24 protein-coding genes are annotated in these 24,227 nt (G+C 48.8%); 8 read left to right on the plus strand and 16 right to left on the minus strand.

All coding sequences use genetic code 11. From position 1 onward, the window contains the following. Window positions 1–83: 83 nt before the first annotated feature. Together GQF03_RS10000 and GQF03_RS10005 are read right to left on the minus strand one after the other, a co-directional pair. Window positions 84–1,400 carry a TRAP transporter large permease gene (locus GQF03_RS10000; RefSeq protein WP_161339131.1) on the minus strand — a complete coding sequence of 439 codons (1,317 nt, stop codon included), beginning with the start codon at window positions 1,398–1,400 and terminating at the stop codon, window positions 84–86. Then, a complete protein-coding gene (locus tag GQF03_RS10005) occupies window positions 1,397–1,915 on the minus strand; it encodes a TRAP transporter small permease subunit (protein WP_161339133.1) in 519 nt (172 codons plus the stop codon). Before GQF03_RS10005 ends, GQF03_RS10000 begins: the two co-directional genes overlap by 4 nt. 430 nt (window positions 1,916–2,345) lie before the next feature. Here GQF03_RS10005 and GQF03_RS10010 point away from each other — a divergent pair, with 430 nt between their 5' ends. Beyond that, on the plus strand, window positions 2,346–3,353 hold the full coding sequence (locus GQF03_RS10010) for a TRAP transporter substrate-binding protein (RefSeq protein WP_161339135.1): 1,008 nt from the start codon (window positions 2,346–2,348) through the stop codon (window positions 3,351–3,353). Window positions 3,354–3,422: 69 nt separating this feature from the next. Here the strand turns inward: GQF03_RS10010 and GQF03_RS10015 are convergent, their stop codons facing one another. From GQF03_RS10015 to GQF03_RS10065, 11 genes are all read right to left on the minus strand, one after another. Then, entirely contained in the window at window positions 3,423–4,934 is a 1,512-nt protein-coding gene (locus GQF03_RS10015) for a class I adenylate-forming enzyme family protein (RefSeq protein ID WP_161339137.1), read from the minus strand. Then, entirely contained in the window at window positions 4,934–6,124 is a 1,191-nt protein-coding gene (locus GQF03_RS10020; RefSeq protein WP_161339139.1) for an acyl-CoA dehydrogenase family protein, read from the minus strand. Before GQF03_RS10020 ends, GQF03_RS10015 begins: the two co-directional genes overlap by 1 nt. Window positions 6,125–6,211: 87 nt before the next feature. Further along, window positions 6,212–7,030 (minus strand): enoyl-CoA hydratase-related protein, encoded by an 819-nt coding sequence (locus GQF03_RS10025; RefSeq protein ID WP_161339141.1) that lies wholly within the window; start codon window positions 7,028–7,030, stop codon window positions 6,212–6,214. A gap of 28 nt (window positions 7,031–7,058) precedes the next feature. Continuing rightward, window positions 7,059–7,469 (minus strand): MaoC/PaaZ C-terminal domain-containing protein, encoded by a 411-nt coding sequence (locus GQF03_RS10030; RefSeq protein WP_161339143.1) that lies wholly within the window; start codon window positions 7,467–7,469, stop codon window positions 7,059–7,061. Between the two features lie 10 nt (window positions 7,470–7,479). Then, window positions 7,480–7,932 carry a MaoC family dehydratase N-terminal domain-containing protein gene (locus GQF03_RS10035; protein WP_162858460.1) on the minus strand — a complete coding sequence of 151 codons (453 nt, stop codon included), beginning with the start codon at window positions 7,930–7,932 and terminating at the stop codon, window positions 7,480–7,482. Window positions 7,933–7,999: 67 nt separating this feature from the next. After that, on the minus strand, window positions 8,000–9,139 hold the full coding sequence (locus GQF03_RS10040) for a thiolase C-terminal domain-containing protein (RefSeq protein WP_161339145.1): 1,140 nt from the start codon (window positions 9,137–9,139) through the stop codon (window positions 8,000–8,002). Further along, complete coding sequence (locus GQF03_RS10045) at window positions 9,140–9,550, minus strand: Zn-ribbon domain-containing OB-fold protein (protein ID WP_206376165.1); 411 nt, start codon at window positions 9,548–9,550, stop codon at window positions 9,140–9,142. A 219-nt stretch (window positions 9,551–9,769) separates the two neighbouring features. Beyond that, the gene (locus GQF03_RS10050) at window positions 9,770–10,540 is read right to left on the minus strand and encodes an SDR family oxidoreductase (RefSeq protein WP_162858461.1); all 771 of its coding nucleotides are present in this window, start codon (window positions 10,538–10,540) and stop codon (window positions 9,770–9,772) included. Between the two features lie 157 nt (window positions 10,541–10,697). Continuing rightward, a complete protein-coding gene (locus GQF03_RS10055) occupies window positions 10,698–11,699 on the minus strand; it encodes an AraC family transcriptional regulator (RefSeq protein WP_161339146.1) in 1,002 nt (333 codons plus the stop codon). 44 nt (window positions 11,700–11,743) lie between these two features. After that, a complete protein-coding gene (locus GQF03_RS10060; protein WP_161339147.1) occupies window positions 11,744–12,346 on the minus strand; it encodes a TetR family transcriptional regulator in 603 nt (200 codons plus the stop codon). A 33-nt stretch (window positions 12,347–12,379) separates the two neighbouring features. After that, window positions 12,380–13,540 carry an acyl-CoA dehydrogenase family protein gene (locus GQF03_RS10065; protein WP_206376164.1) on the minus strand — a complete coding sequence of 387 codons (1,161 nt, stop codon included), beginning with the start codon at window positions 13,538–13,540 and terminating at the stop codon, window positions 12,380–12,382. Window positions 13,541–13,731: 191 nt separating this feature from the next. Between GQF03_RS10065 and GQF03_RS10070 the strand changes: the two genes are divergently transcribed. Further along, complete coding sequence (locus tag GQF03_RS10070) at window positions 13,732–14,847, plus strand: CaiB/BaiF CoA transferase family protein (RefSeq protein WP_161339149.1); 1,116 nt, start codon at window positions 13,732–13,734, stop codon at window positions 14,845–14,847. Window positions 14,848–15,153: 306 nt separating this feature from the next. On the opposite strand, the gene GQF03_RS10075 is transcribed toward GQF03_RS10070, so the two are convergent. Continuing rightward, entirely contained in the window at window positions 15,154–15,852 is a 699-nt protein-coding gene (locus tag GQF03_RS10075; protein WP_161339150.1) for an IS6 family transposase, read from the minus strand. Between the two features lie 591 nt (window positions 15,853–16,443). Between GQF03_RS10075 and GQF03_RS10080 the strand changes: the two genes are divergently transcribed. After that, the gene (locus tag GQF03_RS10080; RefSeq protein ID WP_161339151.1) at window positions 16,444–17,268 is read left to right on the plus strand and encodes an SDR family NAD(P)-dependent oxidoreductase; all 825 of its coding nucleotides are present in this window, start codon (window positions 16,444–16,446) and stop codon (window positions 17,266–17,268) included. Between the two features lie 140 nt (window positions 17,269–17,408). Here GQF03_RS10080 and GQF03_RS10085 read toward each other — a convergent pair whose 3' ends face one another. Together GQF03_RS10085 and GQF03_RS10090 are read right to left on the minus strand one after the other, a co-directional pair. Then, on the minus strand, window positions 17,409–17,918 hold the full coding sequence (locus GQF03_RS10085) for a MarR family winged helix-turn-helix transcriptional regulator (protein ID WP_161339152.1): 510 nt from the start codon (window positions 17,916–17,918) through the stop codon (window positions 17,409–17,411). A gap of 299 nt (window positions 17,919–18,217) precedes the next feature. Beyond that, a complete protein-coding gene (locus GQF03_RS10090; protein ID WP_161339153.1) occupies window positions 18,218–19,009 on the minus strand; it encodes an SDR family NAD(P)-dependent oxidoreductase in 792 nt (263 codons plus the stop codon). A 674-nt stretch (window positions 19,010–19,683) separates the two neighbouring features. Here GQF03_RS10090 and GQF03_RS10095 point away from each other — a divergent pair. From GQF03_RS10095 to GQF03_RS10115, 5 genes are all read left to right on the plus strand, one after another. Next, a complete protein-coding gene (locus tag GQF03_RS10095) occupies window positions 19,684–20,874 on the plus strand; it encodes an ABC transporter substrate-binding protein (protein ID WP_161339154.1) in 1,191 nt (396 codons plus the stop codon). A 76-nt stretch (window positions 20,875–20,950) separates the two neighbouring features. Then, window positions 20,951–21,808 (plus strand): branched-chain amino acid ABC transporter permease, encoded by an 858-nt coding sequence (locus tag GQF03_RS10100; protein WP_161339155.1) that lies wholly within the window; start codon window positions 20,951–20,953, stop codon window positions 21,806–21,808. Next, complete coding sequence (locus tag GQF03_RS10105; RefSeq protein ID WP_161339156.1) at window positions 21,805–22,752, plus strand: branched-chain amino acid ABC transporter permease; 948 nt, start codon at window positions 21,805–21,807, stop codon at window positions 22,750–22,752. Before GQF03_RS10100 ends, GQF03_RS10105 begins: the two co-directional genes overlap by 4 nt. Then, window positions 22,749–23,513, plus strand: coding sequence for an ABC transporter ATP-binding protein (locus tag GQF03_RS10110; protein ID WP_161339157.1), 765 nt, complete (start codon window positions 22,749–22,751; stop codon window positions 23,511–23,513). The genes GQF03_RS10105 and GQF03_RS10110 overlap by 4 nt, the downstream gene beginning before the upstream one ends. Further along, window positions 23,510–24,211, plus strand: a complete 702-nt coding sequence (locus tag GQF03_RS10115) for an ABC transporter ATP-binding protein (RefSeq protein ID WP_162858462.1) — start codon at window positions 23,510–23,512, stop codon at window positions 24,209–24,211. The genes GQF03_RS10110 and GQF03_RS10115 overlap by 4 nt, the downstream gene beginning before the upstream one ends. Window positions 24,212–24,227 lie beyond the last annotated feature (16 nt).

Genomic DNA, 24,227 nt, shown 5'->3' on the forward strand with positions numbered 1-24,227 from the left:
ACTCAAATAGATGAGCCGGTTTTCTTTTCAGAATCTTTCAAATCAAGAAACTTAGCAGCAATGCTCCGCCATTCTGACCATTTCTACCCCTTCATTTTTGCGGGTAACCATGTGGCGATATCGGGAAATATGATCAATATTGCCAGAAACCCGAATTCCAGGAGAACGAAAGGAAGAATACCTTTGAATATCTGATTAGCGCTCACCTCTCCCTTGCTGGCGGCCATAACTGCGTACAGGTTCAATCCGACCGGAGGTGTGATCGCCGCGATCTCAACCATTTTGATCAAAAGTACCGAGAACCAGACGGGATTCAGGCCGAGTGATTGCGATAACGGGAAGACAAACGACAAGGTAATAACCATGACCGATACGGAATCGATAAACATACCGAGCACGAAATACATGAGTATTATAATCGCTAAAAAAGTACTTTCTGAAATTCCGTATGCAAGAATCATGTCATTTAGGTCGCTTATGAACCCCATTATCAACAACGCGCGGCTAAGCAATAATCCCCCGATGAAAACAAAAAACAAAACCGTCGAGATGCGTGCGGCTTCAAGAAGGGACTCCCAAAAATCCTTCAAGCTCAATCGACGGGAAAATGCCGCTATTAATGCTGCCCCCGCGGCACCAACGGCACCTGCAGCCGACGGTGCGAAGAATCCCATGTAAATCCCGCCCATAACGAGGAGTACAAGCAACAAAACCGTCCAGATCCGGGACAAGGCCTGAAATTTTTCACGCCACGAGTAGGTTTCGTTTGTTGGTGGTGCCCAGGATGGCCGGAAGAGAACAAAAAAGCGAATGCCGACAATGTAGATGAGTGCAGTCAACAGTCCCGGTATAAGTCCGGCCATTAATAGCGTACCGATTGATTGATCCGTTAGCACTGCAAGGATAACCATGATAATTGACGGTGGAATAAGCGCCGCCAAGGTCCCGGCAGCAGCGATACAGCCGGCTGACACTCCCAGATTGTAATTAAAGCGCTTCATTTCAGGCAAGGAAATTGTCGTGAATACGCTTGAGGCAACCACCGTCGAACCAGATGCTGCGCCGAACCCGGCAGAGGCGAGGATCGTTGAAAAATAAAGACCACCTCGGACACGGCTCATGAATCGGTGGGCTGCCCGGTAAAGGTCTGCTATAATTCCCGCCTTTGCCGAAAGAACCCCCATTAGTACAAACATTGGCACCACAACATAAGTGTAATTGGAGGTAACTGCATAAGGTAGCGACTTAAAATTTGCCTGGCTGAAATCAAACCCGGCGACGAGCCACATTGCAGCACCAGCAACGGCAATCATTGCAACAGAAACTGGCACGCCTATGGACAACAATCCCAAAACAGAGGCAATTGTGATCGCGCCTTGCTCTAAACCAGATAAGGTCATCGGCGACTCCCCGCTGAACGATCAAACTTTTCGCAATGCCAACATAAAAAACGGCATAAGCATATAAGTGCCGCGACAAACAGGCCCAAAGTTGCTGCAAATTTGACGGGGTAAATCGGGAAGGTGAAAATTGAAAGCGACTGTTCCTTTACTTCCCAGCTTGCGGCAAACAAGTCCCACATTGCATAGGCCATGGCAGCGTAGACAGCACAACTGATCAATGTGGCTGACCATTCGCATAATCGCTGCACTGAAACAGGCAGAATATTTATGAACAGGTCGACTTTAATGTGCTCCTGACGCAATACAACATGCGGAAGAGCCAGAAAGATACTCACCACAAATAAGGACTGGGAAACATCAACAGTGCCTGGCGGTCGATATCCGATCGTATTGCCGAGCACAACGTCCGCAGCGCCGACGACCATAATCATAAATATGCAAACTCCACATATCTGAAAAGCGTAACGATCAATATTTGAGGCCATCCGCACTATTCTTGCCGCCATAGTCATAGAGCTCTCCCAAAACCCAAATTCAATTTCTTTGGATGCCGGCGCCTGTTAATCAGGCCATTCTCGGCTTTTATTGTCCAACTATGAGACTATAAATACTATCCATACATACCGAAAGCAGCCATTATGCTGCACAAATCATTAGAATAATTGTTTCCCCATTCACGGCAACCAGTCCCGAGAACAAAGGCACCTATAACAGTTTCTCGGAGTCTGATATCTGTCATTTTAGCATACGATAATGTCGGGGTCGGTTATTTACAGAACCATCGGTCGAGCTAGTATTTATCATGCAAGAAGGCGTATTGAAGCGCTTCTCACTCACAGGCTTGAATATTGAGCCCGATTATAAATAGCGGCGTTCTTACGCCTGCTGCAGTACTATAAAATGGGAGGAAACTATACTATGTTGGTCCGGATACTATTTGCGTTGGCCCTTATTTCGCCGTTGACAACAATTCAAGTTGTTGCCGCTGAGGAATATCCAGAGCTTTCATTCACTTACGCTCACATCGTTCCGTCGAACCATACCTTGGCGAAATTCGATAGACGGTGGACTGAATTGGTTACTAAACGAAGCGGCGGGAAAATAAAATTTAAAATGTTCTGGGCTGGTTCCATGGGCGGCCCCACTGAAATTCCCGATCTGGTTTCCTCCGGCGCACTGGATTTTGGATCAACCGCATTGGGGTATTTACCCAGCGAGTTCCCATTAGCCGGCGTGGTTGGAAACATGCAGCGGACATTCGCAACGCCATCAGATGCACATGAAGCATCGATGGATATTTTCGATCTACCGGCTGTCGACGAGGAACTGAAAAAGCATAACTTGCTTATTCTAAACACAACGACGGCGAACCCTTACAACCTTACTTGCACCAAGCCAATCACAAATTTGGAAGAAATGAAGGGTACGCGGGTGCGAGCAAATGGAAAATATCCACCAATATTCTTTAACTCACTCGGGATGAGCCCGCAAACTATGTCATTCGCGGAAATGTACGAAGGGCTGGAAAAGGGCTTGATCGATTGTTCTTGGATGTCACATGACTTGGCGATTTCCTCCAAATTATATGAAGTCGCAAAATATGCGATAGATCTGAACCTGGGGGCGGTGCCTGCGACGCAACTGCTAACCAACCGCACAAAATTCGAAAAGCTTCCGAAGAATGTGCAAACCTTGATGAAGGAAGCGGCCCACGGTTCAAGCGTCGAAGAGGCCAAGTATCTAAAGGAAGTTTTTGATAGGACGATCAATGTAGATATGCCTGAAAATGATATGACTTACGTCCATTTTAAAGATGTCGGTGAGTTCAAGAAAATCGAGCCAGACATGCCGAAAGTCTGGGCGGACGACACAACTGAAGCCGGCATGCCGGAGGCTGCCAAGGAGATTTACAAGATACTCGAGGATGCCAGATCTAAACTCGTGAATTAATGACTTGCGACATACGGGAAATCCGGGGCATTCTCTAAAGAATGCCCCGTTTTTTATAGTAGCTAAAGTTTATGGTTTTTGAGCGTCAATGATATTGGCATGGTTTTCCTGCAGCAGGTTTCGTTTGATTTTCTCCGTTTCCGTTCTTGGAATTTGTTGTAGGAACTGCAGATACCTCGGGAACATGAATTTCGGAATCCGTCGTGACAAAAACTCCTGCAACTCAGTCGCAGAAAATTGCTCTTCCGCAACAATACAAGCCTTAATCTCATCGCCCATGATGGAATCGGGAACTGCGACGACCGCGACATCCCTGATTTTCGGGAACTCCAACATTGCCTGTTCAAGCTCTATCGGTGAAATATTCTCGCCGCCCTTGCGTACTATTTCCCTGTCGCGGCCGAGGAAATAAAGAAACCCATCCTCATCAAAGCGACCAATATCCCCCGTGTGGAACCAAAAGTTTCTGGAAGCCCCACATGAAGCCACCGGATTATCCCAGTACTCCATCAGAAGTCGAAATGGCAGTCGAGGACGTAAAGCGATTTCGCCAGATTCTCCTGCTGGCAAAATACTGTCTTCCTTGTCGACAATGACAAGCTCCAGGTCGTCCCGGACTTTCCCACAAGAGCCGATGCGATAATCTTGGAAGGAGTTTGCGCTTGCCCATCCGGCAGTCTCCGACATTCCATATAATTCAAATGGCTTGATCCCGAATGAATCCTGCAACTTTAACCAGGTCGCTTCGGAGCAGCCCCCGCCCACACATCTATCGAGGTTGTGGTCAGTGTCTCCCTCGGGGAAACGTGCTGCGATCATCGCAAGAATAGTGCCGACGTAGGTGAACATCGTCGCCTTGAATTGACGGGCATCCTCAAAAAACCGGCTGGCTGAGAATTTTGGCCGGACCACCATTGTGCTGCCCGTAAGTAAGGCGCTCATAACGGCATAAATCTGCGGATTGGCATGGAAGAGGGGGAGTACTATCATAATACGCTCTTCTGGCCGGATCCGAAGCGCGTCGACCATTCGCTCGCCACTCGCAATATATGCCTGGTGGCAGTTCAATACCCCTTTCGGGCGGCCGGTTGTTCCCGACGTATAAATGAGCGTGACCGGATCTGATCCGTGCAACTCACAAAGATCATCTTCTTCCTCCTGCTGGATATCCTGAAAAAAATGCCGGTCGTCTTCAATCCGGATTAACTGAACCTCCGGGGGCAAACTGGAAATTTCTTCGGAGACTTGAGGATACAGGGTGTCATCAACTAACAGGTAGCTGGACTTCGATTGTGTTATGGCGTACTGGAAACCCTCACTGACTAAACCGGTATTCACGCAAACAGTGACGGCACCACGGTTTGCGATCGCAAACCAGGAAATCAGGAACGCCGCCCGATTACCGCAAAACAAGGCAACATGGTCCCCTTTTTTTACGCCGGCGTTTCTCAGCCGCGCCGACATCTTGAATGACAGGGTGCCTAATTCAGCCCAGCTAAGCGAGACATCGTCCGTCTCTATGGCAATGGCTTGACTATATTGAGTTACACATTCGGCCAGTTTGTGGACTATTGAGGTCATCAACGCAGACCTTTGCCATCTTGCAGGCCCGATAAAGACAATAGGCATTTGGCAATCGTATTCTTTAATATTTCTGCGGACCCGCCCGCCACTTGGTATGCCTTAGCATCGCGAATGTATCGACCGAACGGAGCGTTCTCCATAATGCCATAGGCGCCGCAGATTTGCGCTGCCTGTGATGCGACGTAGGTAGCAACAGCCGCTGCCTTGTACTTTGCTTCACTTCCCCAACGCGGTACTTGATCACCACTATCAAGAGATTGCGCCGCACGATGGATTAAAAGTCGAGAGGCATCTATTTCTGTGAGCATATCGGCCAAATACCACTGTATCCCCTGAAACTCCACGACCCGTTGATTGAAGGCCTTGCGGTCTCGGGCAAATGCCAATGCTCCTTCGAAGGCGGCCCGCGCAACGCCTAGGGAAACGGCACCTGCAAGAGTGCGGGAATAATTAAGGACGGAAACCGCTTGGCGCACTCCCTTACCTTCCGTCCCGATCATATGATCATCAGGCACACGGACGTTATCGAAAATGACGTTCATATGTGGCCCATTCCGGAGGCCAAAGGTAGAAGAATTTTCGCCCGTATATTTTGAGACCCCCTCAAAATCTGAAGGAACCGCGAATACGGACACACCAACCTCTGTCTCGGCAAGAAGAATGTAGAATTCGGTGGCCATGCTGGAGGTAATAAAATGCTTCTCTCCATTAATTACCCACCCATTGCTATCGTGAACTGCTTTCGTATCCAGCTTGGTTATGTCACTCCCGTGATTGGATTCAGTGAGCGCATATGCACAAATCAACCCCTCCGCAAACCGGGGTAGATACTTTTGTTTTAGGCTTTCCTGGCCAAATAAACGTATCATTATTTGCGCCTGATAAATCGTAATCAGGCAAATACCGGTCGCTGCGCTCGCGACTGAAATTTCTTCAAATGCGCTGGCGGCGTGCAGGAAAGATAACCCACCTCCTCCGAACTCGGGCTCGAGAGTTAATGTATTATAGCCGTGTTTCGCAAGAGACTTGACGATTTCCGTCGGGTAAATGTCTTCGCGGTCTATTCGATCGCCCTCAGGCGCGATGTCGCGTGCGACGATAGCTTGTAGGTTATCGACAAAATCCCGCTCTACGTTTGAAGGCCAAAGATTTTTGGTATCGATCTTTAAATTATTACTTGTCGACATCGCTCGTTTTCCTTCCTGTTTTTTTCTAATTAGTGGCTAAAGCACATGATGACCGTGTAGTCGTCATCGTCCTGCTCACATAGAGATTCAGAATCGTTTAGCGTCCCCCGTCTGCCTGTTGAAGATAGGGGCACGGCGTTCAATCAATGCATTTACTGACTCTTTATGTTCGCGGGTTTGATGAAAGACACCTTGATATATAGCTGCCATGTCGAGAATATTATCCAGGCCAGACTGGAGGCTTTCCCGCATCAGTCGCTTCGAAGCCCGTAATTGTTGCGGTGGATGTCTAGCGATGCGCGCAGCCAATGAATTTGCACTAGCCAAGAGTTCCTTTCCCGGCACGACAGATGAGACAAGGCCCCATTTAAGAGCGGTTGCTGCATCTACAGGGTCGGCAGTAAAGGTCATTTCGGCGGCGCGGGACAATCCTATTTGCTTTGGTAACAACCAGGACCCGCCATCTCCAGAAATCAGTCCTAGCTCAAGAAAATTTTCGGCGAAGGAAGCTGTCGGGGCTGCAATTCTTATATCTGCCATCATCGCCAGATCGCAGCCCGCCCCATAAGCAGGCCCGTTTACGGCGGCGATTACCGGTAGCTTGCAATTCCAGATCGCTTTTGCAAGCCGTTGAACGCTAGATCGATACTGATCCATTACCTCAAGGGAATCCCCAGCGAAAATCGACTTTTTGTCGCGTATATCCTTGATATTCCCACCTGAGCAGAAAACATCCCCCGTTCCGGTCAAAATGATGCAATGAACATTCAAATTCTGGCTGAACTGGTCAAATTTCTGGATAAGCGGCAAACAAACATCAGGATCTGAAAGCGCATTCTTTGTTATCGGCGCGTTCAATGTAAGGGTCGCTATATGCTGCCTTACTTCAACTATCAACTTGTCCACAACCTTATTTCCTTTGCACTTGCGCTTATTACAGCTTTACCACTGACTTTCCAGACATCACAGTGCGGCCATCTTGCGCAACGACAAGAATGGATATGTCTGCATGCCGCTCTTCCAGAACCTCCCGAATTCCGATAATCTTCCCGGTATACCGCAAGGCATTGCCTACATTGACGATGTCAAGAAATCTTCCTTCCAGATGCAGCAAATTTCGTTGGGGGCGCCAGTCCGTCAGCAAGCGCGCCATATTCGCCATAACATACATGCCGTGAGCGAAGACATCGTCTCGACCCATCTGTCGGACATAATCAATATCTATATGTATCGGCGTATGATCATGAGATGCACCGGCAAACAGTGCCAAATTTGCCCGGGTGATCGGAGGCAATCTGAGTTCCGGCAGGTCGCTGCCGATGATCACACTTTCTGCAAAAGACAAATCACACCTCTCAATTTTTTATTATGAGGACCATCGTCATTCCGGCAACGAACTCATTGAGTTGATTTCTTAACTGAGATTCCGAAACAGCGAATTGCAACGTTCCCGTTTTCTTCTTCTTTTCGTAAATGTCGATGATTTTCTCATTAATGGAAATGCAGTCGCCCGCACAGATGGGCTCACCAAACTGGAAGCGTTGTTCCCCATGCAGCGACCGCCCGATTTCATCGTCGGACAGATCGAGTGCGGTTACCAAAGGCAGTTGGTCAGCGGCTCCGCGCACGCAGCTGAATGCGAATGTTGGCGGCGCAATTATTGAACGGTATCCTGCCGACTGTGCCGCTTCTTCATCAAAATAGATGGGGTTTGTTTCGCCCACCGTTTTTGAAAAGAAACGCAATTGACCCAGTTCGACCCTATATTTCAGGGTCGGCAGGTGGTATCCGATTTTGCTCCTGTCCAATAAGAAATCTCCTGTTTCGTTTTGGATTAATCACTAGCTGCTGTGCCGGTTTTTACCCGGTTGTTACTTAAGCAACATTTGTCAGCACGGCAGTTGCCGCAGCGAAGAACATACCGCCGACACCTTGTGCCACCGATATCTCTACATTGTCGACTTGTGCGGGTGCGGTCCCTCTCAACTGTCGAATGCATTCCTGCAATATAAACATGCCATAACGGCCCGGGTGCGTATAACACAGACCTCCGCCATTTGTGTTGAGGGGTAACCTACCGCCAGGCGCTGTATTCCCCTCGGCGATGAAGTCACCAGCCTCCCCCCGGCCTACAAAACCGAGAGCTTCCAACCCATAGATGGGAAGATGAGAGAAAGCGTCGTAAATCATGAGATGATCAATATCATCAAGTGTGATTCCGGCCTCCTGAAACGCCTTTTTCGACGAAACACTGAATACTTCGGCGAAGGTGAAGTCAGGCATCTGACTAACATTATTCAACAATGCGGTCTCGCCACCGCCCATGAAATATACCGGTTTTTGTGGCATATCCTTGGCACGCTCGGCAGAGGTAAGGATAATCGCGCCGCCTGCATCCGTAACAAGACAACACATCAGTTTGGTTATGGGATCTGCAATCATTGTCGAGTTGAGTACATCCTCAATGGTAACCGGGTCACGCAGCATTGCCCGTGGGTTTTTTGCGGCCCATTCACGTTGGCGAACGTGAACCCATGCTAAGTGTTCTTTCGTCAACCCGGTCTCATACATATACCGGCGTACAGGCAGGGTGAACATGGTAGGGGGCATTGTTGCACCATACGGCAATTCGAACTGCCGATGATTGTCAGTGTATTTCATATCCATGCCGGTCGTGCCGATTTTCGACCTTCCACTTTCGCCATGCGTAATCAATATGGTTTTTGCATGTCCCGCTTCTATTGCGGCAACGGCGTGACGAAGGTGGTGAATGTAAGCGCACCCTCCGACATCCGTCCCGTCGACCCAAGTCGGGGTAATCCCGAGAGCTGCAGCAATCGTCCAGGGGACCTCTTCGGCAGAGGCTATCCCATCTATATCCTTTGCGGTTAGTCCGGCATCATTCATCGCTCTCAAGGCCGCATTGCAATGCAACTGCACCTGACTCATGGTTTCAACGACGCCGATTTCGCTGGTCTCTGCCGCGCCGACGATCGCCACTTTGTTCTTTGGCATTTATACGACCTCCGTCAGCTTGAATTTTACCAGATTAATTTCATCGCTTGCTGGTTCGAAGACCGCCTCTACATCCATCTCCATCTTGATGACGTCTGAACTCTGTTCGCAACCGACGATATTGGTGAGCATTCGTGGACCTTCCTCCAGCTCTACCACAGCGATCGAATAGGGCGTATCGAAGCCCGGCGAGCGAAAGTTAGAGATAATGAAAGTATGGATTTTTCCCTTACCGCTTGATGTAATTATTTCGATTTCTTTGGAGCTACATGCTGGGCAAAACGGCCGCGGCGGGAAATAAACGCTGTAGCAGGATACGCATTTTTGTAATCTCAACTCGCCCATCCGTGTCCCATCCCAGAAATGCTGTGTTTCCGGGGTTGGGACTGGGATTATTTTCTGTCGGCTCAACTTTTCCTCCTACATATTCACGGCGAGGACACAAACAGGCCCCTGCATAATCTCTTGATATTTCAACCCAAGCCACAACGACCTTGTTCTGCAGGTCAGTTCATCTGTTTCCCGGGAGGTCTAGTATCCAATGAGTGGCCCGCGCCAAGAATACCCGATCCCGACATTCTACTGTCCATGTGAGCTTTCGTTCGACAAGGGTTTAATGCGGGCGGATATTCAAACTGTCATCCCACCATTGACTTCTAGAATAGACCCGGTCAGATAGTCATTTTCGAAAATTTGAACGACAGCCTGAGCGATGTTTTCTATTTGCCCGATCCGGCGAAGAGGTATGGTTGCGGCAAGCGCGGTCAGGCTGTCAGCAGACATTGAACGCAACAGGTCCGTCTCGACCGCGCCTGGTGCGATAATCATGGATCGTATATTGAAGCGGCCATATTCCTTTGCCCAGACCCTGCTCATGGCAACGAGCCCGGCTTTCGCCGCGGAATAATTCGTCTGTCCGAAATTGCCGCGGAATGCGCCGGAGGAGATATTGATAATAACCCCGGCCTCGCAACCACTTTCAATCATGCTTGATACGCCTTCGCGTGCGCAGAGGAACGCGCCTCGCAAACATACTCCGAGGACAAATTCGAAGTCATCCAGACTAAGCTTTGAGACGACCTTTCCGCCTTTAGCCTTCACCATTAGTCCATCGCGAATGGTCCCGGCGTTGTTCACCAGTCCATCTACTCGTCCAAAGTCCGTGACGATATTTCGAAAGGTAGTGACAACTTCGTCTTCATTCGTAATGTCACATTTATAGGCAATTGCAGTCACACCTTCTGCTTCAATTAACTTGACGGTTTCTCGCATTCCAGACTCATCCAGATCCAGAATAGCCAATTGCGCGCCCAGTGTTGCAAGCCGGCAAGCGATGCCCCGTCCGATACCGCGACCGGCTCCGGTTACCACAACAACTTTGTTTCCAAAGACTTCCAGCATTTCCCATTTCCTCTTGCAGACAAAAACCATGCGAGTTAGTCGCACACTCAAATCGACAAAAAGAATATCGACGCTTGAAAGTTGGAGAATAGCCAAAGAATACAAACCGTTGTGCAACAGCGGACAATCTAAACACAAAGCCGAGGGCGAATGCCTGTTACCGGTTTCGGTATTCCTCCGGAGGGACGCCGGTCCAATTCTTGAAGGCACGACTGAAGGCGCTTGGGGTGGAGAAGTTTAGTTTTTCCGAGATTTCAGCAATTGTGTACTTGTCTTCTGTGAGGTGAAAAACTGCAGAATCCAGACGCAGGCTATCTTTTATTTTCTGCACGGAACTCCCTTCCGAACGCAATTTTCGGCGTAAAGTTTGTTCCGTCATGGCAAGTTCACTCGCAACCGTTTTCGCATCTTGCGCGTCATCGCAGTCCTTTTTACTTAAAACGGCGTAAACACGATTGGTGAAACTGTCACTGCCGACCAGTTTATTTAGCAAATCCGCTGGGGCACGACTTATATAAGACCGTATATCGGATGCCGTCTTGAGGACTGGAAAATTCAGAAAATCTGCATCGAACGCTAAAATATTCGGGCCCGTTCCCGCGAAGCGGTGTTCACAGGGAAACAGGAATATATACTCGTTTTTATTTTCAACAGGTTCATAAGAAAATTGACAAAATTTTAGCGGGATAGCGCGACCGGCAAGCCAGGAGGAAAGCCTGAAACCGATACAGAGAAACGTCTCAACCAGAAAAAATACCTTGTCAAGTTCCGGCTTTCGAAGTTTTATCGAGAAATGAGCCTCTTTCCCGACAATTTGTAAATCGAGTTTTAAATCATCGGTGACAACGCTGTAAAATCTGCTGATTTTTTCTAATGCCCGCCCGATTGTTTCTGCAGTGCCTGCATATTCACAGGCAATTGCAAATGTCCCAAAGCGCAAAGGATGCTCAAGATACCCAAAGGATTCGTCATTAATGTAGGGGGCGATTTTTTGATACAACTTGACGTGGCTCTCAATGGGTACGCGGGCTCTGCTGTCATTAATAACTGATGGAGAAATTTGAGCATCCGACAAGAACTCGGCACAGAGGCCTTTCTGATCCTGGATACAATGCAAAATGGTTCTCGGATAATGGGTACTCAGTGTGAGCGTTTTCATCTCTTGAATTCTCTATTTATGCATTTAAAAATCTGCGCTATTTGCTATTTAGCTTTCGCCAACGCCTCCACAATCTTCACGAAGATATCGCATATCCACTCTGAACTTTCGTCGCTTTCGGCAAAGCGCTCATAAAATTCGACCCTTGCCATGGTTAGCATAGTTGCAACCACTTCAAGTTCCTTTTCGCTGAATTTCTGGAACTCGCCCTGTTCTTTTTGCCGGCGGAGGACTTTGCTATAGCGCCGCAGAATATTTGCAAGATACTCATTATAAGCATCTGGGGCATATACTTCTGCTTCCTTGAACACCCTCATAATCGATTTATCAGAATCTAGATAATCGAAATAAGCACGGATAGCTCGCTTCTCCCCCTCAACCGCATCTTTTACGCTGGACGATTCTTGCCCCAATGTTGCAATAAGGCGGGACCCGACGGCGGGAAGGAGTTGATTAAACAGATCTCCACGACTTTCAAAATATTGATAAAAAAGGCCGAGGGAAAGGCCGGCTCTGCTTGTAACTTCAGCAATTGTCGCACCCTCGTATCCTTTCTCACCAACTGTCTTTGCCGCAGCGTTAATAAGGGACTCTCGGTTTTCCCGAGCCCTTTGTTCCCAAGAACGACGCTTGCGTGCCGGTTTCACTGCTCTAACCCCCATAAAAATAAAATAACTTTCTCAGAGCCCATAATCTTCAATAACCTTCGGCATGGATTTGGCGATAATTTGGCGCATAATTTCATTGGTTCCACCGACTATACGCTGTGAGCGCGCATCGGCAAATGCTCTCGTAATCGGGTAGTCCCAGATAAAACCGTATCCCCCATGCAATTGTACACAGCCATCAAGGACCTTTCCTTCAAGTTCCGTAACCCAAGCTTTCGCCATAGCAGCGGTCACGGCGTCTAAGGTACCGTCAACGGAGCGCTGGATGCAATCATCGACAAAAACCCGGGCAGCTTTTGCGGCCATCGCATAGTCAGCCAGTTTAAATTGAGTATTCTGGTACTGCGAAAGAGGCATACCGAACACATCTCGTTCGCTGGCATACTGGTATGTATCGGCTATTGCTTTCTCAATGACGGCAATTGCCTGAATAGCAATTAATATTCTTTCCCATGCGAGTTCTGTCATTAGGTAAGCAAACCCTTTACCCACTTCTCCGAGGAGGCTTTCCTTCGGCACCCGCATGTCTTCGAAGAACAGTTCCGCGGTATCCTGCGCCTTCATGCCTAACTTTTTCAATAACTTACCTTTATTGAAGCCCGGTGTATCGGATTCTACAAGAAACAACGAAATTCCTTTTGCTCCGGCATTTAAATCCGTTTTCGCGACGACCAGAACAAGATCCGCTAAATATCCATTTGAAATGAAGATCTTGGAGCCGTTGATAATATAGTCATCTCCATCCTGATCCGCACGGGTCCGTATGGCCGCCAGGTTCGACCCGCCACCGGGTTCGCTCATGGCGATCGCCATGATCTTCTTCCCGCTGGCCAATTGCGGAATCCAGTTCGTCTTTTGGGCACCGGTTCCATAGTGAAGTATGTAAGGAGTGGCCATATCTGAATGAAGCCAGAATGCTGGTCCGGTCTGGCCTGCGTACGCGGCCTCTTCCAGAATTACCGCTGAAAACTTTCTGTCGCATCCTGCGCCACCAAGTTCAGGCGGGGCTACTGTGCAAAGGAAGCCCAGTTCACCAGCACGTTCCCAAATGCTTCTGTCAACATACCCCTGGGTTTCAAATTTTTCCCGATGTGGGGCGACTTCGTCTTCGAAAAAGCGGCGCGCCGATGCGCGGAAGAGTTGGTGTTCTTCTGAGAAAATTGTCCTTTGCATGACGCGAATGCCTCCTGTGGAATTGTAATAATCACCTTGCATAAACAGGCCTTATTCGCAGAACAATAGGGCATTCACTCAAACCAATCAACAAAATTAAAAAATGGTTCAATTTTTAATTTTGTTGATTAACAGTTTCTCTAATGATTAAATGTATGGCATGTATCAACGAACTTTACAGGGAGCAAAACATGAGCGGCCCACTAGACGGCATTCGAGGAATTGAGTTAGCAGGCATTGGGCCGGCTCCCTTGGCGGCGATGCTGCTCGCGGATCTTGGCGCAGAGATACTGAGAATTGAAGCCCCCTTTGAAAGGGAGCCGGCGGTGACGATTAAAAGAGATAAAGATGTAACTCTGCGGGGCCGGAAGGCTATGATACTGGACCTCAAATCGAAGAAGGGCCGCGAATATCTGTTGGAGCTATGTACGAAAGCAGATCTCTTGATAGAAGGATTTCGCCCCGGTGTGATGGAGAGATTGGGGCTTGGGCCGGAAGATGTTTTCAAAGAAAACCCGAAACTTGTGTATGGCCGCATGACAGGCTGGGGGCAGACTGGGCCAATGGCGGACCGCGTTGGGCATGACATAAACTACATTGGTTTGGGAGGTGCGCTCAATCCTATTGGTCCTGCAGATCGCGTGCCGCCGCCGCCATTGAATCTGGTCGGCGATAGCGGGGGAGGAACAATGTTTCTGGTGCTGGGGCTGCTATCGGCCTATATCGAAACTCAAAAATCCGGGTTAGGGCAAGTCGTGGATGCGGCCATCGTCGATGGCACTGTGGCCCTTATGGCACCTTTTTTTGGTATGCTCGCATCGGGAAAATGGAAGAATGAGCGGGAGTCGAATATGATTGATGGCTCATGTCCTTGGTACCGCGTTTATGAAACAGCAGACGGTAAATATATATCAGTCGGTGCAATTGAAACGAAATTTTACAAGTCACTGATAACCCAACTTGGTCTAGATACTGGAGAGCTGCCCGATCAGTTCGACGAATCCCGTTGGAACGAAATCGGAGCTTCCTTTGAGAGGGCTTTCGCGACAAAGACACGGGACGAATGGGCGGCAATCCTAGAACAGCATGACTGCTGCGCCACACCTGTTCTCTCTTTGCATGAAATGGGCTCACATCCGCATATTCAAGCACGGGGAACTGTGGTTGAACATGATGGAGTACCGCAACCTGCCCCGGCACCAAGGTTTAGCCGAACACCGGGGAAAATTGCACATATCGCAGGAACCGCCTTTTGGGAAACCGAAGAACTTTTATCCAGATGGGGCATTGTCAGCCCAGGTTGGTAAGTGGGGGCCATGCTTTTAGAGGAAGTTGAACAACCATTTTCTGTTATTGTCTCAAATGCGACTGATGGGAAACTTATAAAAATAGGCGTTGTCATCTATGGACGCCTCCTGAAATGCAAGAGTTTTTTTGATCTGAGGCAGGGTGGGTTTGCAGTCATCTATCCGGCCTCTGTGTGCAGCATCCTGCTGCGGGCCCTGATGGAATCCATGGATCGATGTCCTATCACATTAACGGGCTGTGAGCCCGGACAACGGCACTGTCAGATTAAAATAACCCGGCGCCAAATTGAAGCGTATCGTAACTTTTCAGGCAGCGAGCTGACGCCAGTCTGCAAGAGTAGCTTCTCGATTAAGTTTGAATTGTTGTCGGCTTGTGAGATGGCGTTCTAAATTAAAATGATTATGAATTGACGATTGGACTGAGGCAAATTTTTGTAGCGTCTTTCCTTTCCTAAATTTGATCATTGCCTGTTCTCGTCGTCGGAAGGGCTGATGTGAATTCTCAGCGCGATTGTTAGCCCACCGACCGGTTTCCTGGCGATCCGCGTTGCCGATATCTTTCATTGCGGCTTGATAGGAGCGAAGCTTATCCGTTACGATCACTTTCGGACTGCCATACTTCTTCATGGTTTTCTTCAAGAACTTCATGGCAGCCTTGCGATCCCGTCTTTTGGTGACAAAGGCCTCCAATACTTCACCTTCATGATCGACGGCTCTCCAGAGATAATGGACTTCGCCGTTGATCCGGACGAAAACTTCATCCAGATGCCATCTCCACTGAGGTGAGTTATGGAAGGAAACAGAGCGGGCTTTTCTGATTTCTGCCGCAAACACTGGCCCGAAACGATTCCACCATGCTCGGACTGTTTCATAGCTCACGTCAATACCCCGCTCATTCAGGAGATCTTCGACTTGTCGCAATGAAAGCGGATATCGAACATACATCATGACGGCTAGACGGATAATTGCAGGTGATGTTTTGTAATAACGGAATGGATTTTTCATGCGCTGACCGTAATTCCACTACAATAACTGCTCAAGCCGTATTCCTCTGACAACACCTAATCTTGGGCTCGGTGGTGCTTGTGTTGTCACACTCTATCAAGCTGCCTGAGTTCGTCCTCCCACAGGGGCGTTTTGCTTTCGCGAGACGCTCCTGATTTATTATCAATGAGTTGCTCCAATGATTGACCGCAGTGATATCGGATTTGATTTAGGTGTCCACTTGACCGATATTGAAATAGGCTGGCTCCGGTTTTTTGCAAACGCCACTGGCGAGACCAATCCGTATCGATATTGATGTCGTCCGGGAAGCGGCGATGGAAGGCGTGTACTCCCATGACACGAATTTGGCGCAGATGCTGACAAGCTGGATGTCGCAGACCGCATTGCGGAACATTGGGGGTCTTTTTACTGCGATTATGCATGGGAAGGACAGGATTAGCTGTTCTGGTAAAAATACTGAAACATTTTGATGAAAATGGCAAAACCCGAAGTCACTTTGCCGTGCAGGACGTCAAACAGGACAGAAGTATCAAGCTTGCAGGGCGCGCCGTCGTTGCTCTTCCTTAATACAACGAAAACAGAGTTAGAAAAATGAAAAAACTAGAAGGAAAAGTTGCCTATGTGACCGGTTCAGGCCGGGGGATAGGCCGTGCCGTTGCGCTCAAGCTGGCGCGCGAAGGCGCGAAAGTTGTGGTTAATGATTTGGATCGAGAACCGGCCGGTGAAGCGGTGGCGGCAATTGAAGCCCTTGATGGAAATGCAATAGCAGCTATTGGCAGCGTGACAGATGCCGATTTTGCCGACAGGTTTATCAATACCGGGATTGATGCGTTCGGCGGGGTGGATATCATCGTCAACAATGCGGGTTACACCTGGGACGCCTTGGTGCATAAGATGGGCGATGAGCAGTTCGATGCAATGATTGACGTTCACCTGAAGGCGCCGTTCCGGATTATTCGCGCAGCCTCTGGCTTTATCCGGGCCGAGGCAGAGAAGGAAGCGGCGGAAGGCCGCGAAGTTTTCCGTAAGATCGTCAATATTTCCTCTATCGCCGGAATGGGCGGCAACGCGGGCCAGATCAACTATTCATCGGCGAAATCCGGTGTTCTCGGGATGACCAAAACCATGGCCAAGGAATGGGGGCATCTGAAGGTTAATGTCAATTGTATTGCCTTCGGCTTTATCGAAACGCGCCTGACGGAGGCCTCGGACGAGAAAAAAACCATTGTTGTCGAGGGCAATGAAGTGGGCATTGGTATTCCAAAAAAGCTGGTTGCGGGCATGCAGATGATGATCCCGATAGGCCGCGCCGGCACACCGGAAGAAGCCGCAGATGGCGTTTATCTTTTATGCTCTCCTGAATCCAATTATGTAAGCGGCCAAACACTGATTGTTGGCGGCGGCCTCACGATATAACTGGGATCGACGGGAATACGCGATGAAGTTTGAGGAGCCGTTGTTTGGAATTAAGGATCTTGGCGGTTGGCCAAGCCAGCCCATGCCGTTTATTTAGATGTGGAAATACGGGCTGAGGAGCTGGACAAATTTTTTGATGTTTAATCTACTATGTCCTCAAGGAAATAAGTCTCGTCTTTCCATACTACGTCGAGTTGACGCCGACCTTTTTCGTTTATCATTGCATAAACCGTGCGTGCATATCCGTTTGCATTCTCGAAGCCTACGCTCTCGTAGGCTTTTTTTAGGTGGGCCCGTTGACATTCAATAACACCGTTCCAGGCCGACAATCCTTTCTTTGTCAAATATAGATGACGGCTGCGACGATCTTTTAGGTTTTCTTTCTGCGTGATATATCCGTCAGCAATTAAGGTCTTGATCGTCGGGCTGAATGACTGTTGAGTAACGTCCAAAAAGGTAAGAATTTCCTTCACCGTTGCGCCCGGTTTGCGCTGGATTACATAGAGTACTCTAAAATGCGGTCGACGCAGGCCGATGGATTCCAGATAATTATCACCCGCTTCGAGTATGCTGTTATACCCTATAAACATAACTGCAAAAAGCCAGCGTGCATGTTCTTCCGGGCAGAGGCTGTCTATGTCTTGCGTCATCTTGGTGATTACTCCTTGTAAAATTTGGCGAAAAGGTTTGTGGCACGCCGATGGTATTCTTATAACTGATTGTATTGTGGTCTCATATAATTACACCTTAACATGAAACCCCTTTTATAAAGAACGGTTGAACATTTCCGCAATTTTCTTGTGGTGGAGGAAGACGAAAAATAGAGACGGCACTCCGAAGATGAAGGTTTATCCATAATATTGCTTAGTGCACTTAACCCAAATTGACTCCCGATAAACGAAGGAGAATCTATCTATTTTAATGTTCTTATTCCACTTGCAAGCCGAATTCATTTATCCCCACTAGCCGTCATATCCAGTTTTCCTGTTTGTGTCATTCCAGATGAATAATATCCTCCATCAACGGTTAATATTGCTCCGTTTACATAACCGGTTCCGGGGTTTGCCAGATAGCAAACAGCATCACCAATATCTGAGCATTTTCCGAAACGCCCTACTGGGATCATTGGCAAAAGGCGGGAAATAGTTTCTTCAGTATAGTTAGCTTCTATCAACGGAGTCATGATGGGGCCCGGAGCAATGGCATTTGCAGTTATCCCATAGGGAGCCATTTCCAGCGCTATTTGCCGGGTCAGTCCAATAATCGCCGCTTTCGATGTACCATAAGCTGTCCGACCGACCCCGGCCCGAAGACCGCTGACTGACGACATGTTGATAATTCTTCCGTAAGACTGTTTTGCCATATCGCGCGCGGCACGTTGAGCGCAAAGGAAGCTGCCGGTGAGGTTGACTTGCATGACCTGATGCCAGTCCTGTGGGGTGTAGTCGAGAAAGGTCTGAATATTGACAATGCCGGCATTATTTACCAACACATCGACACATTTATCCCACTGCTCGGCAGCCGAAAATGCGGCTTCTATTTCGTCCGGATTGGAGACATCAAGTCTTTGACCCAACGCTTTGCCGCCCATTTCTTCAATTTTACGCACTGTATCTGAGATTCCCGCCTCAGAAATATCAGTGACGACTACCCTTGCGCCTTTTTCGGCCAAGAGCATGGCCGTTGTTTGTCCAATCCCCGAACCGGCCCCGGTAACCAATGCAACTCCATATTCTTCCATGACCAACTCCTCCCTTATCCTAGTGTCTTCTCGAATTTACATCTGCAACAATGGCGGATGATATTTTAGAGAAAATTTTTAATAACTTGCATATTTGAACCTCGATATTCATGTCGAATTTGCAGTAGATAATTGCGTTCGTAGCCGTCTTTTTCCTGTCGTTTTGATCACTGATTCTTACTTTTTTTTTGGGCGTAACAGCCTCATTTTTGTGGCGCTTAAATAAATTGTTTGCCAGCAGTAACCATCATTTTCGAGGGATATTTAATAGACAGTTAGCCTTATTATATCAATATATTTGTTATATTATAATTTCGAAAGGGGTGTTGGCTACGTATGGGTATGCCGGGAATTTGAGCAACTTCGTCGAACCAGTTGAAACAGTTTCAGTCGACATAAACGGGTGTAGATAGGTGGCGATTTTCCGAAAAATACCGTCTGTTATGAGTGATCCAAGTTTCATTTTGGGCGATGAAAAATTTACTAGAATATACCATGCGACATTTTCTGTTTGTATATAACATATAAATTGACTTAAACAGTTATCCTGTTATACAATTTCACCGGCTTTGGGGAAAGTGTGCGGCGGGTGTCTTGCGCACACTGAAATTAAAAAAAGTATCAAATCGGTTCGGCAAAAAGCCGGTAAAAACCACTAATTAAAGGGAGACATAATGAATATAGTTAAATCCACCATGATGGGTGTGGCATGTGCTGCGCTCATTAGCGTTGCCGGGGCATCTCCTGTATATGCGGATGATCCGGATGCCTTCAAGATCGGTGCAGTGCTGCCATTTTCCGGACCATACGGAATTATTGGAAAGGGTATGAAGCAGGGCGCCCAGCTGGCAATTGAAATGCGCGGCGGCACAGTGCTCGGCAAGCCGGTCGAAGTGACTTGGGAAGATAGTGAAACGAAGCCTCAGCCTGCGGTACAGAAAGCGACGCGCCTGATTTCCTCCGGCGCCCAGATGATTTTTGGGGCCGCAAGCTCTGCTTCTACGGCGGCCTTGCAAGGTATTACGGAGCAACGTAAAATTCCGCTTCTGGTTACAATCTCCGCAGATGATAAAATCACGCGCGCCAACGGATATCGCTATACTTTCCGGACATCTAACACGCTTGGCATGGAAATCCGCATGGCGATGGAATACACCAAGGCGGCGGGTCTGAAGAAAATCTACGCGGTTGGCGCTGATTATGCCGTCACCCGTGATGGTTTGGAAGCCTACAGCGCGGCAGCTAAGGAAGCTGGCGTCGAAATCATCGGCGTTGATTATGCCCCGCTAGGCAATCGTGATTACTCCGTTATTATTGATAAAATCGCCAAGACGGATGCCGATGGCGTTGTCCTTATTGTTACGGGCAGCGATGGCGTTACGTTCCTGAAGCAGGCCGGTCAGGCGGGCCTCGGTAAGACCAAGACCTTGTTTGGCCCCGTCCTGCAGGATGAAGTTCTGGCAGCGGCAGTTGGGCCCGATTCAATAGGTGCCGCCTCAGGTGTTCGGTATCACTATTCTTTTGATAATCCTGCCAATAAGGCGTTTGTAGAAGCATATCGTGCGAAGTACAACGAATGGCCGGACAGCTTTGCCGGAGAAGCATTCGATGGCATGAGCTGGTTTCTGGATGTTGTTGACAGCACTAACTCCTGGAATCGTGAAGATTGGATCAAGGCATTTGAAGGAAGTGTCCGTGAAAATTCTGTAGAAGGCCGAAAAGAAATGCGTGCTTGTGATCACCAGGCACTGCAGGTTGGTCTATGGGGTGTCGTTGAAAAGGGTGAGGCCCCTTACCCTGATCTGAAGATGAAGATTACGAACGTCTTCCAGCCGGATGTACTCTTTCCCGAGTGCGCTGAATAGGCTGATTTAAAAGACCGGGCGGTCGCACGTATCGTGTCGATCGCCCTCATTTAATTGCAGGTTAGGTGATCCGGTTATGTCTACCATTGTGATAGGCCTTTCTATGGGCATGCTGCTGTTTTTGCTGGCGGCGGGGTTGACGCTTATTTTCGGCATGTTGCGGGTAATTAACTTTGCGCATGGCTCGTTATATATGCTTGGTGCATACCTTGCATTTCAGGTGGTGAACGTCACTGGAATTTTTTGGGCGGGACTGATTGCGGCTCCGATTATTGCGGCGGTTGTTGGTGCGCTGATGGAGCGAATTGCCCTTCGTCCGGTCTATAACCGTGATCATGTTTATCAGCTTTTGCTGACGTTTGGTTTCATTCTTGTCATCGACGAAGCGGTCCGGATTTTGTGGGGGCTGGAATACAAGCAGATGTATCCGCCGGAATTGCTGTCCGGAGCAATAGAAATGTTCGGTAGTTCGGTGCCCAGTTACCGCCTGTTTATTATAGGATTTGGTGCCGCGGTATCTGCAGCTTTATTTTTCATGCTCGATCGGAGTCGATACGGCATGATAATTCGCGCGGCCAGCGGCGACCCTGAAATGGTCCGAACGCTTGGCATTAATGTGTCCTTGGTTCGTACCGGGGTTTTCTCCTTCGGCGCTGGCCTCGCGGCCCTTGGCGGCGCAGCCGCAGGTCCGTTATTTCCCATCGAGCTTGGGATGGGATTTAACATTATCATCGATAGCTTCATCGTTGTGATAATTGGAGGGCTTGGCAATATTCGCGGAGCCGTTATGGCAGCCTTGTTGATCGGAATGACGCGTGCTCTCGGTTACAGTTATGCTCCGAGCTGGGTCGATTTTCTCACATTTATCCTCTTGATCGGTACACTTATTCTCCGACCAGAAGGGTTATTCAGTCGTAAGGGGCGGACGGCATGAACGCGCAGCGCTTATTGGCATTACTTGTTGCCATCATTATTTCTGTGCCTTTGTTGTTCCCGGATGGACAGAGTGTCAGCTTGGTGAATGCCATTCTGATCTGGTCGATATTCGCGATCGGGTTTGATCTGGTATTTGGTGTTGCGGGAATGCTCTCCTTTGGGCATGCGGCATTTTTTGGCGTTGGCGCATATACGCTCTCCCTTCTAACAATGCGCATGGGCTGGGATTTCATTCCATCGCTCGGAGCCGCCGGTGTAGTTGGTGGAGCGGTGGCGCTGTTATTTAGTTATTTTGCGATCCGGGTTTCGGGGTTGTTCTTTGCACTTCTTACGCTGGCTCTTTCTCAATTGATTTATATTATGGCGGGAACCAAGCTCCGGATGTTGACAGGGGGTGTTGATGGTATCGCCGGAGTGCCGCGTCCAGACCTTTTCGGGATCGACTTCTATGATGACGGAAATTATTACTTCTTTTTGTTAGCTTTGTTTATCCTGGCCTTGCTGATTTCCGGCCTTATCCGGATATCGCCACTGGGGCAAGCATTGAAAGCCATCAAATCCAATGAGGTAAGAGCGGAGCAGATCGGCTTTAATGTTCAGCGGCTTCAACGATCAGTCTTTACGATTTCCGGAATTTATGCCGGTATTAGTGGCGGCTTGCTTGCTTCGCTGATTTTCTACGTCGGTCCGCAGATGCTCCACTGGAGCACGTCCGGTGATATCGTAATCATGGTTCTGCTGGGGGGGATGGGTACGTTATTCGGGCCTATTCTCGGTGTTGCCATTTTCGAGATTATGCGTGAATGGCTGTCGACCCAGACATCGCACTGGTACGGCATACTTGGCCTTGTCTTCATTATTTGCACGATTGGGATGCCGAAAGGGATTGCGGGATTGGTAACGCAGCTTTGGGACCGTATCACGCCGGGGGGCAAGTCATGAGCGGTGCAGAACAAGCAAAACACGTATTGCGTTGTGAGGATATTGAGGTGTCCTATGGCGCATTCAAGGCCGTAACCAATGTCAGCTATGAGTTTAAACCTGGTCTGTTGTACGGTTTGATAGGGCCGAATGGTGCAGGGAAGACGACGCTTATGAATGCGTTGTCGGGGCGCGCCCAACTCAGCAACGGGCGCGTGTTTCTCAATGAACAGGAGATTACGAAGCAGCCACCTCATGCTCGGACATGGGCAGGCCTTGGTCGAAGTTTCCAGATTACCCAGATATTTTCGGAGATGACGGTCTTTGAAAACCTGCGTCTTGCGGCACAGGCACATCATTTCAGGTTGCAACCATTCTGGCGTCCGGTCGGGAAGTTCAGAGAGATTGCGAATGATGCCGAAAGAGTGTTGCAGGAGATTGGACTCGAGAGTTTCGGTCATATCAGTGCCGGAAGCCTCTCCCATGGGGATCAGCGCGCGCTCGAAATCGGACTTGCCTTGCTAAGCGAGCCGCAAGTTCTACTGCTGGATGAGCCACTTGCCGGGGTCGGGCATGATGTCGCGGAAAAGGCCGTCGAATTAATCCGTCGTGTATCGCAAGGGCGCACAGTCTTGCTGATTGAGCATAACATGGACGTCGTAATGGAAATTTCCGATGAGATTATTGTCATGCTGGCGGGTGAAATACTGGCGTCAGGCGAGGCTGAGACGATCAAGAGTGATCCTCGTGTTCGAACCGCATATCTGGGAGAGGAAGAATGAGCATTCTGGAAATGCAGAATTGCAATGTCTTCTACGGTAAGGCTCAGGCATTGCATGATGTTTCAATCATAGTGGGAGATGGCGAGATAGTTTCCCTGATCGGTCGAAACGGCGCCGGTAAAAGCACCTTGCTGAAGGCAATCATGGGCCTGAACCCAATAAAATCTGGTACACGTAAATTCGAAGGCCGCGATGTCACCAATGCGACCACCGAGATGCTAGGACGGTCCGGCATCGCATTCGTGCCAGAAGATCGGCGAATTTTTGCAACATTGAGCGTTGATGAGAACTTGCGTATTGCGACAGTGATGGGACGCAAGGGGCCATGGAATCTAGAGCGCGTTTACAATCTATTTCCGAGGCTGAAGGAGCGGATGAATTCTCGCGGGGATACATTGTCTGGTGGGGAACAGCAAATGCTCGCCGTCGGTCGTGGGCTGCTCACAAATCCGAAGCTGTTGCTATTGGACGAACCCACAGAAGGTCTTGCGCCTTTGGTGGTCGCGGATCTCATCAAAGCTATGGAACTTATCAACGCGGAAGGCGTCGCAATTCTTCTTGTCGAGCAAAATTTGAAAGTGCCACTGAAACTCGCCAAACGGCAGTATCTGATTGATAACGGACATATCCGATGGTCCGGAAAAACAGATGAACTGTTGGCAGAACGGGAAAAAATCGAAGCACTCATAAGCCTCTAAAATTGGGAGTTAAGCG

The sequence above is a fragment of the Sneathiella chungangensis genome, assembly GCF_009882935.1.
Taxonomy (GTDB): domain Bacteria; phylum Pseudomonadota; class Alphaproteobacteria; order Sneathiellales; family Sneathiellaceae; genus Sneathiella; species Sneathiella chungangensis.